Origin of the sequence: Niallia alba (assembly GCF_012933555.1) — a bacterium.
Lineage (GTDB): Bacteria > Bacillota > Bacilli > Bacillales > Cytobacillaceae > Niallia > Niallia alba.
Map to the genome: position 1 here is coordinate 4,670,074 of NZ_JABBPK010000001.1, position 12,038 is coordinate 4,682,111.

Annotated in this window: 12 protein-coding genes and 1 pseudogene; 4 read left to right on the forward strand and 9 right to left on the reverse strand. The window is 36.7% G+C overall.

From position 1 onward, the window contains the following. Nucleotides 1–52 precede the first annotated feature (52 nt). Nucleotides 53–964 carry an ArsR/SmtB family transcription factor gene (locus tag HHU08_RS22170; RefSeq protein ID WP_016203352.1) on the forward strand — a complete coding sequence of 304 codons (912 nt, stop codon included), beginning with the start codon at nucleotides 53–55 and terminating at the stop codon, nucleotides 962–964. A gap of 122 nt (nucleotides 965–1,086) precedes the next feature. Here the strand turns inward: HHU08_RS22170 and galU are convergent, their stop codons facing one another. From galU to HHU08_RS25600, 8 genes are all read right to left on the reverse strand, one after another. After that, the gene (gene galU / locus HHU08_RS22175; RefSeq protein WP_016203353.1) at nucleotides 1,087–1,983 is read right to left on the reverse strand and encodes a UTP--glucose-1-phosphate uridylyltransferase GalU; all 897 of its coding nucleotides are present in this window, start codon (nucleotides 1,981–1,983) and stop codon (nucleotides 1,087–1,089) included. Nucleotides 1,984–2,333: 350 nt separating this feature from the next. Further along, nucleotides 2,334–2,888, reverse strand: a complete 555-nt coding sequence (locus HHU08_RS22180) for a YdhK family protein (protein WP_016203354.1) — start codon at nucleotides 2,886–2,888, stop codon at nucleotides 2,334–2,336. A gap of 57 nt (nucleotides 2,889–2,945) precedes the next feature. Beyond that, nucleotides 2,946–4,634 (reverse strand): ATP-binding protein, encoded by a 1,689-nt coding sequence (locus HHU08_RS22185; protein WP_169189363.1) that lies wholly within the window; start codon nucleotides 4,632–4,634, stop codon nucleotides 2,946–2,948. Nucleotides 4,635–4,781: 147 nt separating this feature from the next. Beyond that, on the reverse strand, nucleotides 4,782–6,806 hold the full coding sequence (locus HHU08_RS22190) for a Na+/H+ antiporter (RefSeq protein ID WP_016203356.1): 2,025 nt from the start codon (nucleotides 6,804–6,806) through the stop codon (nucleotides 4,782–4,784). 490 nt (nucleotides 6,807–7,296) lie between these two features. Further along, on the reverse strand, nucleotides 7,297–7,809 hold the full coding sequence (locus tag HHU08_RS22195; RefSeq protein ID WP_169189364.1) for a GNAT family N-acetyltransferase: 513 nt from the start codon (nucleotides 7,807–7,809) through the stop codon (nucleotides 7,297–7,299). 146 nt (nucleotides 7,810–7,955) lie between these two features. Then, nucleotides 7,956–8,306: a GIY-YIG nuclease family protein gene (locus HHU08_RS22200; protein ID WP_016203358.1), complete on the reverse strand. Its 351-nt coding sequence runs from the start codon at nucleotides 8,304–8,306 to the stop codon at nucleotides 7,956–7,958. A 115-nt stretch (nucleotides 8,307–8,421) separates the two neighbouring features. Beyond that, the gene (locus HHU08_RS22205) at nucleotides 8,422–9,168 is read right to left on the reverse strand and encodes a DUF2087 domain-containing protein (protein WP_016203359.1); all 747 of its coding nucleotides are present in this window, start codon (nucleotides 9,166–9,168) and stop codon (nucleotides 8,422–8,424) included. Between the two features lie 345 nt (nucleotides 9,169–9,513). Continuing rightward, a complete protein-coding gene (locus HHU08_RS25600) occupies nucleotides 9,514–9,639 on the reverse strand; it encodes a hypothetical protein (protein ID WP_263479743.1) in 126 nt (41 codons plus the stop codon). A 390-nt stretch (nucleotides 9,640–10,029) separates the two neighbouring features. Between HHU08_RS25600 and HHU08_RS22210 the strand changes: the two genes are divergently transcribed. The 3 genes and pseudogenes from HHU08_RS22210 to HHU08_RS22215 all read left to right on the forward strand — a co-directional run bounded on the left by HHU08_RS22210 (nucleotide 10,030) and on the right by HHU08_RS22215 (nucleotide 11,212). Next, nucleotides 10,030–10,353 (forward strand): HAD hydrolase-like protein, encoded by a 324-nt coding sequence (locus HHU08_RS22210; RefSeq protein WP_031540318.1) that lies wholly within the window; start codon nucleotides 10,030–10,032, stop codon nucleotides 10,351–10,353. 109 nt (nucleotides 10,354–10,462) lie between these two features. After that, nucleotides 10,463–10,757 (forward strand): annotated as a pseudogene (locus tag HHU08_RS25265) (HAD hydrolase-like protein); the annotation flags it as partial. Then, the gene (locus HHU08_RS22215; protein ID WP_169189365.1) at nucleotides 10,754–11,212 is read left to right on the forward strand and encodes a hypothetical protein; all 459 of its coding nucleotides are present in this window, start codon (nucleotides 10,754–10,756) and stop codon (nucleotides 11,210–11,212) included. The pseudogene HHU08_RS25265 and the gene HHU08_RS22215, both read left to right, overlap by 4 nt. Nucleotides 11,213–11,245: 33 nt before the next feature. Here HHU08_RS22215 and HHU08_RS22220 read toward each other — a convergent pair whose 3' ends face one another. Further along, complete coding sequence (locus HHU08_RS22220) at nucleotides 11,246–12,037, reverse strand: metallophosphoesterase (RefSeq protein WP_169189745.1); 792 nt, start codon at nucleotides 12,035–12,037, stop codon at nucleotides 11,246–11,248. Nucleotide 12,038: the final 1 nt, after the last annotated feature.

Below are 12,038 nucleotides of genomic sequence, written 5' to 3' on the forward strand. Positions count from 1 at the left end.
ACAATACGAAAGGAAAAGAGCTATTCAACAACAAACTTAAGGATGTGATGTCATGATACATATTAAAGATTTACGTTCTGGTATTCCTATTTTCAAGGCATTAAGCTCTGAAATACGGGTTGAAATCCTTTCATTACTCACGAAAAATGGAAGTCTTAATTTAAATGAGATTGCTCAAAAATTAAACTTGTCCAATGGGGCTGTAACCATGCACATTAAAAAACTAGAAGAGAGCGGAATAATCGATGTATCAACGGCTGTTGGCAAACATGGTATTCAAAAAATTTGCTATTTAAATGAGAATCTACTTACAGTTGAGCTGCAAAACAATAAAAGTGAAAATTATTATGAATATGAAATAAAGGTGGGGCATTATTGCGATTATTTGGCGGAAGCAACATGTGGACTTGCTACAAAGGACAGCATTATTGGAGAATTTGATGATCCTCGCTATTTCGCAGATCCAGAACATATAAAAGCAGGCATCGTATGGTTAACGAAAGGCTTCTTAGAATACCGCATCCCCAATTACTTAAAAAAAAATCAAGACTTTAAGGAAATCCAATTCATTTTTGAAATAGGCTCAGAGGCACCTTATTATAATAACAATTGGCCTTCTGACATCGTTTTTTCCTTAAATAATAAGGAGCTAGGGAAATGGACGTCGCCTGGAGACTTTGGGGGAGAAAAAGGAGTCTGTACTCCTGCATGGTGGCCACCCCATTTAAACCAATATGGCTTACTAAAATTATTGCGCATCAATGAACACGGCACCTTTATCGATGGCTGCCGCATCTCCAATGTCACCATTTCCGATATTATATTAGATCAAAAATCAGACATTAAATTCCGCTTAGCAGTAGCCGATCAAGGAAACATCGGCGGACTTACCCTATACGGAAAAAACTTCGGCAATTACAATCAAGACATCATTGCGCGAATTATGTATGAGATTGTGAGCTGATTAGAAGATTAGTGAGCCCTAGTACGAGACTCCTAGAATGAAATTAACCTACCAGTTGAAAAGTACGTTAAAAAAAACACCTCTCAAATGCAGATAACTCTACATTCAAAAGGTGTTTTTTATTACAATACTTTGATTTTATCTAAATCAGCTTTATCAAGTACTGTCTTCATATATTCCATAATTTCTTCTCGCATTTCATCGCGTTGTAATGCGAATTCTAATGTTGTTTTAACGAATCCTAACGTTTCACCAACATCATAGCGGTCACCTTCAAAATCGTAAGCGAAAACGCGTTGAATTTGGTTTAATTGTTGGATAGCATCTGTTAATTGGATTTCTCCGCCTGCACCTGTTTGTTGATTTTCCAAGTACATGAAGATTTCTGGTGTTAACACGTAGCGACCCATGATTGCTAGATTAGAAGGTGCTGTTCCAGGAGCTGGTTTTTCAATAAAATTATTTACCTGGTATCTTCTTCCTTCGCTTTCACCTGGATCTACAATTCCGTAACGGTGTGTTTCATTATCTGGTACAGTTTGAACACCAATAACAGAAGCATGCGTTTCTTCATATTGGTCAATTAATTGTTTCAGGCATGGTGTATCGCTTTGTACGATATCGTCGCCAAGTAGAACAGCAAATGGCTCATCACCAATAAAGCTTTTCGCACACCAAACAGCATGTCCTAAACCTTTTGGCTCTTTTTGTCTAATATAATGAATATCTGCAAGATTTGAGGAATATTGAACTTTTTCAAGTAATTCAAATTTCTCTTTATCACGTAGATTCTGTTCTAATTCATGTGCGTAATCGAAGTGATCTTCAATCGCTCTCTTGCCCTTACCAGTAACGATAATAATATCTTCAATACCAGAAGCAATTGCTTCTTCTACGATATATTGAATAGTAGGCTTATCGACAATTGGTAACATTTCTTTCGGCATTGCTTTCGTTGCTGGCAAAAATCTAGTTCCTAGACCAGCGGCTGGTATGATCGCTTTTCTTACTTTTTTCAACTTATTTCCTCCTTTAGACAATTAACTTTATAATTATACCATTTTTTTGCTAAAAAGGGTTTTAAATACGAATTTCTTCTTTGTAAATTATTAGCAATGCTTAAAAATTTGTTCTATATAATATATATATAAAACAAAACAAGTATTAAAATGTTCTTAATAACGCACAACTATCATACCACTTTCTAGCATTTTTGAAAATAGTTTTATATGTATTTGTTAATAAACTTATCACTTTTTACAATTTTTTGTCAAATGTCCTTTTAACCATTTTAAGAATTGAATATTCAGAAAACTTGTTATTTTAGCATACAAAAAAGAGCTGTAATGACAACCCTTTTTTTTCTACATTATTCGGGATAAACTTCTTTCTCTGTAACCCATTTGTGATTGGTTACCATTTCGCCACCTGTTGTTGGCTGGTAGTCTACCATATATACAGTTGTGTTCTCAGCAGATTCGATTATAGCCTTCGCGCCTTTCATTCCTTCCATATGATCTGCTTCTAGGGTAACCTCTGTTCCCTTCTCAAGCATTTCACTTCCAGCATCCTTTATTTCATCTTGGATAACCCATTTATGATGCTTGATCGGTTCTCCTCCTGTTGTTGGAGTGTAAGTAACCTGATAAGCAATCGTATCAAATGCATTTAACACCGTTGCTTCTGCACGATCCATCCCTTCCATGTGATCTGCTTTTAAAACCACCTGACTACCTTCTTTATATGTTGGATCCGCTGCCGGTTCTAAACCTTCGGGAATATCTGGTGAGCCAGTTTCTTGGTGCCCATGCTCGGATTGGTTTGACTGCGTTTGATTGTCGCTATTTTTTTCACCGGAGGAACAGCCATAAAACAATAACAATACGGTAAAAATTGCAGCGATATAAACATGTCTACTTTTCATTCTATTACCTCCTCTATTATGAATTCTTTCACTAAAGAGGAAATTTTAAACATTGGTCTATTTATTCGCTAAAGGTAATCGAATAGTAAAGGTTGTGCCAACACCATCTTCTGAAATGAAATCTATTTGGCCTTTATGCTCTGCAATAATGTTATAGCAAATTACTAACCCTAAACCTGTTCCTTTTTCTTTCGTCGTGTAAAAAGGTTCTCCCAGTTTATTCTTTATGTCATCAGGAATTCCCTTACCATTGTCGTTGATGGTGACAACAATCCATTTCCCATCAAGTTTTGCTTCCATATTGATGGTTCCACCGTTTTCCATCGCTTCAATCGCATTTTTAACCAAATTGATAAAAACTTGTTTCATCTGATCAACATTACATAAAGCATGTAAATCATTATCATATGCATCTAAATTAATTACGACATTATCAAGATTTGCTTGTGATTGCATCAACGTATAAACATCTAGAAGAATTTTTCCGATGTTTATTTCTTTAATTTCTGACTTTGCTGGTTTTCCTAGAAACATTAACTCGCTCGCAATTGTTTCAATCCGATTGATTTCAATATCAAGGATTGGATAAATGTCTTTTAATTTCATTGCTCCTTGGTATGCAAGTTTTAGAAATCCTTTAATAGCGGTTAAGGGATTTCTAATTTCATGGGCAATACTTGCGGCCAATTGCCCAGCTATTCCTAGTTTTTCGTTCTTGATCTGCAGCTGTTGGTTCTCTTTTCTGACACTTATGTCTCGAGCTATAATAATGATTGTGGAACTTAAATCTTCAAAAAGGAACGGATAAGCTAACAGCTCCACCTCGACTACCTTTCCATTAGGTGTAATTAGCTCCATTTCGTATGGAGTTACTATTTCTTCCTGCCATATAAGCTCTTTCTTTTCTAAAAACTTTTCTAAAAAGTCTGGTTCCATAATTTCATAAGCAGATTTTCCGACAAGGTCTTCTGTATCAAGTAGTTTTACAGCTGCTTTATTAGCATACATAATAATATTGTTGGAAGTAATGAAGACAGCATCTAGCATATCTTCTACTAGACGGGAATAGTAGGTTTGTGCTAGTTGTAGATTGGCAATGGTCTCTTCGTATTTGCCATTTCTCACGAGGGGAGGAGACAAGATTTCCTTTTCATACCCATTGGATAATGTGAATTCTGTATCGGTCATCACATATGGATGGTGCTTTGCTAAATCAATATAATTACTTGCAGATAACTCCGTCCCGTTATAGGCACATACCGTGTAATTCTGATAAGTTCTAATATACTTATCTACCTCATCCTCATATTGAAGCAATTTATCCATGATTTCCTCTTGCTTGAGGAGGGTGGGTATTTTTCCCCAATAACGAATCGTTATATCTTTATTAAAAAAATAATCGGAATTAATGGAGCCATTGGTTGCTTCTAAAATACTCCCTAAATAAAGCTCTCCATTTCGATAATAGACCTCTTCACTATCAATAAAATGAATCCGATCGATTTGCTCATTAAACAGTCCATGTTCTTCCAACTTCTTGATTATTAGTGGCCATATTTTCTTCTGATCTACTAAAACAACTATTTGCTCTAAAAGCAGACCGGTTTTTATGAAGGACGCTGCATTGGTTATGTATTTTTCTTCATTGCTTGTTATGTACATGATATGTGCGCCGCAAGTCAAATCGGAGAGATTTGTAAGAGCAATCTCTGGATGGTATCTTGTCTGAGGAGTATATACAGCCATTAAAAACCCCCTACTTTCTTTATAAGTTTAATATCCTTTTATTATAGCATGTAAATTTCCGACTATTTGGATGATTTTTTGTTTTTCTTAAAATTAAAGGACAGTCCTTCACTGCTTTAATACAGTGAGGGACTGTCCTTCCTTTTCTTATTCTTCGTATTCATACAATGTTGCACTTTCAATATAATTAACAAATCGACGAAGCTCTTTTGCCTGTTCTCGATTCATTTCCCCTTTTTCATACATTTTCTGAATCGTCGCTCGCTGTTGATCCACAATACCTAGACGCAATTCTTCTATTTGTTCCTGCAGCTTTTCATTAAATGATGCAGTTGGTTTTTCCCAACGATCGACCATGCGTCGGTACTCTAGAATAACGGTCTCTACTAGTTGTTTTTTCTCAGCAGATTCTTTCCATTTTTCTAAATAAGAAATGGCAGATTTCATCGAATCCAATAAAATTTCTTTGCTGATACGCATTTGTTCCCTTCGATCCAATTTGGTGCCACGTTGCTTTCGTGCAAAGCGTTTCCATCCTCTCATTGCCTTTCCAAATAAAAATTTGGTCCCTGCCTGCACGTTTGTGGAAAGTATTTCTTCTCGATAATCCAATGATTTTTCAAAGATCTCAAACACTTCTTCTGTGATTTTATCCTCCTTTAATAATTGATGCACATAGTTTCGCTCTTCCTTCAGTGCACGCAATCTTATTTCAACCATTGCATTGAAATTGGTTTCTTCTTCTTCTGTTCTTTCCACTTGATTTAACTGCCGAATGCGTCGTTTATATTCATCAATTAGTTCATAAGCCGCCGCGCTATTTTCTTCATTCATTTCTAAATAGAGCTTATCAATCGTGGAGAGCATAATCTTTTTCTTCGCTCTAATTAACAGATCCTCATCATCCATTTCCGCTGCTCCACTATTTTTACTAAGGTATGGCAAGAATATCGTTGCTGCAAGTAAGGTGAACAGGATCACACCTGCTGCTAGAAAGAGGATTAAGGAGCGTTCCGGAAATCCTTGTCCAGTATGGATGACAAATGGAATTGATAGCACCCCTGCCATTGTTACGGCTCCGCGAACTCCTGTCAAACTGACAAGCAAGGTATGCTTAATACTTGGCTTTTCGATTTCCTTCGTCTTATCTGTTTTAAATTCATAGATAGAAAATAAATAGGACCAGAAAAAGCGAATACTAAGAATCACGACACCAATTAAAATAACATATCCAATAATTAACCAGTTACTCAAAGAAGGATCTTCGACCGTATCTACAATAGAAGATGGAATATTTAAGCCTAATAGTAAAAATACAATCCCGTTGAGAATAAAAATAACGATAGACCAAATATTTTCCGTCAGAACCTGTTCCTCAGCAAGCATCGTCTCTGTTCTTTCACTTACTAATGAATGAATAATTCCCCCAACTACAACAGCAATAACCCCAGAGGCATGAAGCACTTCCTCTGCCACGATAAAGATTAAGAACGGCGTCAACACTTGTAATAAGGAGTGAAAGGTGACATCCTGTATCCCTTGTTTCCGCAATATAAAACGAATCATGATAATAAGAAGGCCTAAAACAAGACCTGCAACTGCCCCTATAAAGAACGTATAAGTAAAATCAGTAAGTGCCTCTGTAATCGAGAAATATCCAGTTACAACAGCAGCAACCGCATAATTAAATGCGACTAACCCAGAAGCATCATTAATAAGCGATTCCCCTCTTACAAGGTTGAGCACTCTTGCCGGTATATGAATTCGCTTGGCAATTCCATTTACTGCAACTGGATCTGTCGGGGACAGAATCGCTGCTAAAGCAAACGCTGCCGCTAACGGAATACTTGGAATGAGCCAATGAATAAAGTAGCCGCCGACTATTGTCGTCAGCAATACTAATATAATGGCATTTCCTAAAATAGAAGCTCGCATTTTCCACAGCTCTTCTCTTGGAAAATGCCTACCATCGTTGTAAAGCAATGGAGCAACGAATAAGAGCAAAAACCACTCCGCCTCCAATTCGAGCTCAAACTCAGAAAATAATAAGGCCATCAACACTCCAAACGCAATTTGCGTTAGCGCAGTTGGAATGGACGGAAGATAATGGCTAACAATATTAGAAATCAGTAAGCAAAGCAGTAATAAAATGATTGTAATTAATAACTCCATCTTGTTGTCTCCTTGAAAATTCTTTCTCTAGTTTCTCTCATTTTTATGTAGATTATGTTGTTTGGGCATTGTTTTGTAAATAGACTTATTCCGCTTAAAAAGAGATTCCCTAATTGGAATCTCTCAGTTTGTAGAAAACCCCTAATTTTTTAAAATAGAAGTTTGTATATAGCATATTTATTAGTCCCTTTGAATAGGGATGTTACTTTCCGCTCCAGGGGCTCGCGCTGAGCCGCTTCGGCCTTTAGCCTGCAGGATCTAAGCTGTCTCACTAATCCTACAGGAGTCTCACCCCTTCCACTCCAAGCAAGGCATAAAATTCCATTTAACTTTTCAAAAATCTTTTTGTCTACAAATTGAGAAATTCCTCAATTGGAATCTCCTTATTTGTTTAAACCGTAAATCTTTTTTATCCGTTTCAAATGATGACGTCCACGACCGATATTGACCGTGGATTCTCCGTTATTTGCGAACCTACTGTTGCTTTACATTACCCTTCTACTGGAGACTTAGGACCTGCTAATTCTAGCTGATAAAAAGCTAAATCTAACCATTTCTCAAATTTATAGCCTGCTTTTTTAATCGTGCCCGAATACGTAAATCCTAGTTTCTCATGAATGAAAATACTTCCTTTATTTGTGCTATCGATTCCAGCAATAAGGGTCGCATAGCCCTCTTCTTCTGCGCGTTCAATTAGTACTTTTAATAATTGAGTACCAATTCCTTTCTTTCTTGCTTCTTTATGGACATACACCGAATGCTCAATCGAATACTTATATGCTGGCCATGCCCGAAAAGGACCATATGTAGCAAATCCAAATACTTTTCCATCCTCTTCAAAAACAAAGAGAGGATACCCACCCTCCACTTTCTGGTCATACCATGCTTTTCTGTCTTCCAAAGAGTGTGCATGATAATCATATACGGCAGTCGTATGTAAGATTGCATCATTATATATTTCTAAAACCTCTCCTAAATCTGTTTCCTTCATCTCTCGGATCATCGCTTTATCCCCTTTTTTACTATTAAAAAAATTCTCTCTAATATACTAATCTTATTAAGTAAGATACCAAGTAGGGACGAAAAATGAAAGTATTTTCTATTAATTGCGGATATGAAATAAAGATGTCCTATTCAGACATCTCCATCCTATTTCTTATTATTGTAGCCTCTTTCACCAAATGGCTGTAATTTCTCCAACCACTTTTCCTCCAACTTTGCTAGCTCTTCTTTTTCATTATAATAAGGATCGTCTTTCGGCTTTAGCACTTCTACAATCTCAAATGAAAATGCGTCCTTCCCGTATTCCTTCCATTCTTCCACTAATTTCTTATTGGCATATCCGCCATTTTCCAGTGAAAATTTCACTCCATTAATTGTTTTAAAATTTCTCGTGCTAACAACACAAATTTTCCCGTTCTTACTATTCGTTATCGTATAAATACCAGCTTCAATCGGAATTTCTCTATACTGTTGTTTTAGCTCTTTTTTGCGGTCCATGTTATGTCTATCACCTTTCTATTATTTTTTTGTGTTCTCGTAAAGGTTGTTGCTGTTCCCCACAGCTTGAATAATTAATTTTCTATTGAAAAAACAAGATTCTTTTTGAAAAAAACTATTTTTTTAACCAATAAAGGCTTCCATCTGCTTTGCGATCAAGAAATCCGTATTCAATTAAATATCTTCTTATCAGAACATAATCATCATAAATAGTCTTTAAAAGCTGATTTAATTCCTTTTCGGAATAGCTCTCTTGCTCTTCTAAATACTTGGATATTTCCCGGAGAACAATTAATTTTTGCTTTTGCTTGATTGGAAATTTACTCAAAACCCCATCCTTGAAATATTTAGCTGTTATGCTTTCCTGTTCTTCTTCCGTAATATTGTATCTATCGTCTACCATTGTGGCTGTTTTATGAACAGGAACAAAGCTAGGCGCATGATTATCCTTTTCCTTCATTAACTCCATAATCGCCAGAAAATTTCTCGCTTGCCTTTCCTTTTCCTTAAGAGCAAAGCGATGATGCCGAATGGTTGAAGCACTGCCAATTGCCAGCGCTTTTTTCACTTCTTCATCACTTTTCCCATGATAAAATAGCTCCAGCAATTTAGTCTGATGCTCCGTTAACCCTGTCATCTTTTTATCTAAGCTAAGTAAATAATGAAAAACAGATTGATGAGCATCTTTTATGTGGTGCTGCATGAACTTTTCCGCTTCATATAATGTTCCATCTTGTGGATAGATAATACCTTTCTCTATCTGCTCCCCACATAAAAGACAAAGATAGGAATCCTGTTCATCGATATAGCCCTTTTTTAATTCATCAATCGTTGCATTTTGAAAATAAGATGAAATCTCCATAAAACAAACACCTCGTTTATATGTTTGTTATTTTACAAACATATATTATTTATGTCAGTTAAATAATATACTTTATTTGGTTAACCGTCAATGTTTAGGGAGATTTTGTTTGTTTTGATGGTAGTAAGCTGGGAGGAATCTGTGCGAGATGAACGCTACTTTTTCGTTTGATTCTCTGCTTTTTGGCGTTCATCTAAGCGATGAACACCACTTTTCTCCTGTTTCCTCTGCCTTTTGGCTTTCATCCACTTAATGAACGCCACCTTTCTACTGCCTCCTCTGCTTTTTGGCTTTCATCCACTCGATGAACACCACTTTTCTCCTGCTTTCTCAACTTTTTGGCGTTCATCCACTTAATGAACGCCACCTTTCTACTGCCTCCTCTGCTTTTTGGCTTTCATCCACTCGATGAACACCACTTTTCTCCTGTTTCCTCAACTTTTTGGCGTTCATCCACTTAATGAACGCCACTTTTCTCTTATCTCCTCTGCTTTTTGGCTTTCATCCACTCGATGAACACCACTTTTCTCCTGCTTCCTCTACTTTTCGGTTTTCATCCACTTAATGAACGCCACTTTTCTCTTATCTCCTTTGCTTTTTGGTTTTCATCCACTTGATGAAAACCACTTTTCTCCTATCTCCTTTGCTTTTTGGCGTTCATCCACTTGATGAACGCCACTTTTCTCCTGCCTCCTCTACTTTTGGCTTTCATTCACTTGATGAACACTACTTTTCTCCTGCCTCTTCTGCTTTTTGGTGTTCATCTTCACCCCCTAACTCCTCCTCTAGCAATCTCCCAATAGACTTTCCAAAATAAGTATATTACCATGTAAGAAAACAGTATTTATGGAGGAGTAAAATTTGAATATTCTTTGGGATTTTGATGGTACGTTATTTGATACATATCCTGCTTATACAGATATTCTTTATACAGTATTGGAAGAAAAGGTGGATAAGGCAGCTATTTATAAAGAGTTGAAAGTTTCTTTCTCCCATGCAATTGAGTATTTTCACTTAACAGAAGAGCAACGAAATGAGATTAAGCAGATGAATAAAGGAATTGTTGTTAGTGAAGTGAGGCCTTTTCCAGGTGTAGAGGAAATTTTAAAGGCTGCGGAAACAAATGTGATTATGACACATAAAGTGAAACTTCCATCAGTGGGGGTTTCCTTCCTCCCCCACTGATGGTTAGTTGAACCAATCGGACCTTTACGGACAGTTGATCTCCCACCTAGCTTCCTCGTATTCCCATAAGCTTGAGGGGGGGAGTCTTACTGTCCGTTAAGAGTGGGACAAAAGTCATGAGGGTGTAATGAAGTTTTTGCGGTATTATGGATGGGAGAACTATTTTGCGGAAATTGTTACTTTAGCGAATGGCTTTCCCAGAAAGCCGGCAGTAAATTTTTATCAATATTTACATACAAAATATTCAATTGACTTAGCCATTGGGGGATCGGGAACTGGATTTAATTCCAGCAAAGGAATTAGGAATCCCCACCTGTATGTTCCAAAACCAGTGTGATTTTGCTGACTTTTCTCTCGCAAACTATACTGAATTTTTTACCGTATACCCGATGACAAAGGGGTGAGGATTATTTTTAAAAGAAAATTAATCGCTGCTAGTTTTACTTGTTCTCTTTATACGATACTGCTTGGATTATTAGTACCAGATTTAATTGATAGCAAGGCAACATATTTTCAATCGGTAATAACAAGTATTTCCATCTACTTTCTTTATACGATACCAGCAATCTTTGTTTATGGTCTGTTCACTTCTTTTGTAAGTGATAAGATTGGGGAATTGTTGGCGCGGAAAACAGGGGAAAATAATTTCGCTTGGCACATTTCTTTATTGCTCCATCTATTATTTGGGTCTGTCCTTCTTTTTATTAGTTTGCCGGCTGCTTTGCTATTTTACCTCATTGATCGGCTGCTTCGAAAAAAAGACCGTTTCTTCACCTGGACACATAGTCTGTTATCTATTGCATTGCCTATTTTCCTTTGGCTTTTAACAATGGTAAATGAATGGTTTTCCATTTTTTAAAAAGGGCATTCCAATGAAAACTCGGAATGCTCCTCACTCTTTCTTCAACACTACTTCCACAATCTCTGGTCGGTTAAAAATTCTTTGGGGAATAATGCTATTTCCTAAACCTCTATTAACGATCATTACCGTTTCTTTGTTTTTATACATACCTGCTGTATATTTCGGCATGAATCCTTGGTCTGGCGCAATTATACCACCGATAAAAGGCAGTCTTACTTGGCCGCCATGTGCATGGCCAGTTAGCACTAGATCGATATTTTCATAGAGGGAAAATAATTCAGGTCGATGGGAGAGCAACAGATTAAAATGTTCCTCTTGTGATAAGCTATCTACTATTCTAGACAGCTCTTGTTCTCCTGACAAAAAAGCAGGATCATCCACCCCCATGATATTTATCGTCTCTCCACCTATATGGAACAAGGTCTGTTCATTTCTTAATACTTGAACGCCGGTTTGCTCTAATTTCTCTTCTAACGAAGGAAATTTTCCTGACCATGATTCATGATTTCCTGTAACATAATACGTCGGAGCTAGTTCAACCAGTTTTTCCATTAGTGTCATGCTTTTCTGTTCGTCATATTTTTTTGAATCCACTAGATCTCCAGTAAAAACAATGAGATCCGGATCTAGCTGTTTTACACGATTTACTAACCGCTTTTGGTTTTTTCCAAACTGCTTGCTATGCAGATCCGATAACTGCACTATTTTTAACGAATCCCCTATTTTTGGGGATGAGAGAGTGAAAGTGGAGGTAGTCAGACTATTATTTTGATAGAAAGAAAAAAACAGACAGATGCCTATTAATAGGCTAATAATTAACATT